At 71.3% G+C, this 3402-nt stretch carries 1 protein-coding gene; it reads left to right on the forward strand.

Features of this window, described 5'->3' with window-relative positions:
* Window positions 1-656 precede the first annotated feature (656 nt).
* On the forward strand, window positions 657-3402 hold a 2746-nt coding region (locus VFV67_RS00500), incomplete at its 3' end, for an AfsR/SARP family transcriptional regulator (protein ID WP_326466328.1).

Consider the following 3402-nt stretch of genomic DNA (forward strand, 5'->3'; position numbering starts at 1 on the left):
AACCGGCGGCGTGTTGTCCTTGACCGTCAACCCGGTCGGATACGTCTGCGTGTTCAACATCCTCAGGCCCCGTGACCGCCGCGTCACCGAAGCCCGCAGGATCTGCACCGGGGCCGGCGGAACGTTCGTCAACCTGCTCCCGCTGAGCTACGCCTGCCTCCTACCCACCAGCTGATCATTGGCCCGCCCCGAACAAACGGGATCGATGAGAACGGCCGCGCCTTGGAAGCGCGGCCGTTCGGCGTTCAGGTGCTACGGCCGAGTGGACGTGACGCGGGCCGTGGAACAGTCATGCGGAAACGCGCCTTCTTCTATGAGATGGGTCGCGTCTAGGGGAGCCGTCCGTTACGACGCCATGGTTTCCGCCCCGGCGGCCATCGCACGGCGAAGCCGAGTGCTGTACGCGTACGGGGGGAGCATCGGTCCCGACGACGGCACTCCCCGGGCGGCCGTGTGGTGCCGGGGCAGGGCGAAACTCGGCGACTCCCGGTTGCGGCCGGGAGTCGCCGGTGCCTGACGGTCGTGCGGACCCCCAGTACCGTCCGCACGAATCGGCGAGGCAACATCTACCGACTCGATAACGCAGGAATCTTGGCGACTCCTTGATTTCCCTGGTCAGTGGCCCGGATACGATGGGGCCGACGAGGGGAGGGGGCGTGGAGTTTCGACTCCTCGGAGCGGTTGAGGCGAGGGTTGGCGACACACCGGTCGATCTGGGGCCGCCCCGACAGCGGTGTGTGCTGGCGGCGCTGCTCGTCGACGTCAACCATGTAGTTTCGGTGGAGCGGTTGCTGGACCGGGTGTGGGGCGAACGCCGGCCGTTTCGGGCCAGCGGCACGCTCTACACCTACCTGTCCAGGTTGCGGCAGGTGCTGGCCACCGGCCACGACAACGGACGACCGGGCATCGTGCACCGGTCCGGCGGGTACGTGCTGACCGCGGATCCGGCCTCAATCGACCTGCACCGGTTCCGCCGGCTGGTGGCCAACGCCCGGGCCTGCGCCGACGACGAGGCGGCCGCGGCACCACTCGAGGAGGCCCTTTCGCTGTGGCGGGGCGAGCCGTTCGGCGGGTTGGACAGCCCGTGGCTCAACCAGATCCGGGCCGAGCTCGAAGCCGAGCGGCGCGCCGCCGAGCTGTACCGCAACGAACTCGAGCTGCGTCGCGGCCGGCACGGCGAGCTGCTGGCCGGATTGACCATCCAGGCCGGTGCGGATCCGCTGGATGAGCGGCTGGCCGGGCAGCTCATGCTCGCGCTGTACCGGGCCGGCCGGCAGGCCGAGGCGTTGAAGGTCTACCTGGCAACCCAGGACGCACTGGCCGAGGAGTTGGGCCTGCGCCCCGGACCGGAGCTTCGCCAGCTGCACCAACGCATTCTGGTGGCCGACCCCGCGCTGATGCCGCCGGGCCGCCCTCGGCAGGCGGCCACGCCGGTGCCCCGGCAGCTGCCGGTCGACGTCGTGCACTTCACCGGCCGGGAGCGCTACCTGGCCGACCTGGTCGCCCTGCTCGGAACCGGCGGCGCGGCGCCGGTGATCACCGCGATCGACGGCGCCGCGGGCGTGGGCAAGACCGCGCTCGCCGTCCACTTCGGACACCGGGTGGCGGACCGGTTCCCGGACGGGCAACTCTATGTGGATCTACGCGGCTACGCGCAGACCTCGCCGATGACGCCGGGCGAGGCGTTGGGGATCCTGTTGCGCAGCCTCGGCGTGCTGCCGGAGCGGGTGCCACAGGAGGAGCAGGAGCGGGCCGCGCTGTACCGCTCACTGCTTGCCGACCGGCGGATGCTGGTCGTGCTGGACAACGCCCGCAGCGCGGCCCACGTCCGGGCGCTGCTGCCGGGCAGCCCGGGGTGCATGGTGGTGGTCACCAGCCGGACCACCCTCGCGTCGCTGGACTGGGTCGGTCACCTGCACCTCGATGTGTTCCCGTCGGACGAGGCGCTGGCGCTGCTTGGTCGGCTCGCCGGATCGGACCGGGTCGAGCGGGAACAGCGGGCCGCGGCCCGGCTGGTGGACCTGTGCGCGCGGCTGCCGCTGGCCGTGCGGATCGCCGGAGCCCGGCTGGCCACCCGGCCGGGCTGGTCCATCGACGCCCTGGTGGACCGGCTCGCCGACGAGCGGCGCCGACTCGACGAGTTGCAGATGGACGACCGGGCGGTGCGTGCCGGCTTCGCGGTTACCTACAACACCCTGCGGACCAGCCCCGATCCCGTGGACCGGTTGGCCGCGCGGGCGTTTCGGCTGCTCGGCGCGCTGGACTGGACCGACATGAGTATTCCGATCGCTGCGGCCCTGCTCGGCGAGTCCCGCACCGACGCGCACACCGCGCTGGAGCGGTTGGTGGACGCCCATCTGCTCGACTCCACCCGGCCAAACCGTTACCACACCCACGATCTGCTCCGGCTCTACGCCCGCGAGCAGGCCCGCGCCGAGCCGGGACCCGACTGCGCAGCCGCCGTGCTCCGGGCCCTGCAGTGCTTCTCCACCGCCGCTCTCGAGGCGGGGCTGCTGCTCACCGCGGACCGCCGGCGGTCCTGGGCCGAGCCCGTCCCGGGAGCGGGCAGCGGTTTCGCGCTGTCCACGCCGGACGATGTGGCCGAATGGACCGACACCGAGCACACCAACCTGCTGGCCGCCGCCGGACAGGCCGCGCAGACCCCGGGCGCCGAGACCGTCGCCGTGCGGCTGGCCGCGAACATGAGCCTGCCCATCGAACTCAGGGGATTCTGGCGGGACCTGATCGAGCCGCTGGAGACTGCGGTGCGGGTCGCCCAGCGGGCCGGCGACCGGCAGGGTGAGGCGGCCGTCCGGGAGGACCTGGGCTACGTCTACCTTCGGCAGGGCCGCACCAACGAGTCGATCATGAGTACGCTCGATGCGCTGGCGATCTGGCGCGAGGTCGGCGATCGGCGCGGCGAGGCGAGTTGCCTGAAATATCTCGGCTACGCCTACTGGGAGCTGGACCGGGTCGACGACGCGCTCGGCTATTACGAGCAGGGCCTGCCGATCTGCCTGGAGGCGGGCTACCCCTACGGCGAGGCCGGCACGGTGAATGCGCTGGGCCTGTGCTACCAGCGCAAGCACCGGTTCGGCGAGGCGATCGCCTGCCACGCCAAGGCTCTGTCGATCAACCGGGCGATCGACAACCGGCTCGGCGAGGCCAGTGCCCTGAACAACCTGGCCTGGGCGTGCCTGCGATCCGGCGACCACGGCGCCGCCATCCCGCACTACCAGCAAGCCCTCGCTCTCGCCCGGACCATCGGCTTCCGGTACCAGGAGGCCGAAATACTGTGGGGTCTCGGCACGACCCAGCACGCCCTCGGCCACGCCGACGAGGCCCGCTCCTACTGGCTGCACTCGATCGCGATCCTGCACGAGATCGGTTCGGTCACCGCCG

The organism is Actinophytocola sp., from assembly GCF_035762905.1.
Classification (GTDB): Bacteria; Actinomycetota; Actinomycetes; order Mycobacteriales; family Pseudonocardiaceae; genus DASYTH01.